The 320-nt window shown below is 63.8% G+C and carries 1 protein-coding gene; it reads left to right on the forward strand.

Translation table 11 applies throughout. The annotated features are described in order from the left end of the window. Window positions 1–320, forward strand: a 320-nt coding sequence (locus tag SB847_RS20730) for a hypothetical protein (RefSeq protein ID WP_410578459.1), incomplete at both ends; no start/stop codon positions are given.

Genomic DNA, 320 nt, shown 5'->3' on the forward strand with positions numbered 1-320 from the left:
TTCACTCTCTTCCCGACCGCTGCGGACTGCGTTGCTGTTGATGGCTTTTCTTCTGGGCGTGGGTGGGCTGGTGGCGGCGACCGGCCTCACCCAAACCACATCCAGCCAGGTAGCAGAACGCCTCGATCTCGCGGCGCTGGATGAGTTGAGGTTCACGGACAACCGGCTTCCGACCGGCAGAGTGCCTACCGATGCCGAGCAGGAAGCGACGTACAAGGCCGTGGGTGCACTGGCCGGCGTCGAGCGTGTTGGGCTGACCTCCATCATTGCGCCGGCCGATGCCCCCATAACCCGCGCATTTCCTTCCACGGCGTACTTCA

This window comes from Bacillus sp. SIMBA_026 (assembly GCF_046535335.1).
In the GTDB taxonomy this organism is placed as follows: domain Bacteria; phylum Bacillota; class Bacilli; order Bacillales; family Bacillaceae; genus Bacillus; species Bacillus velezensis.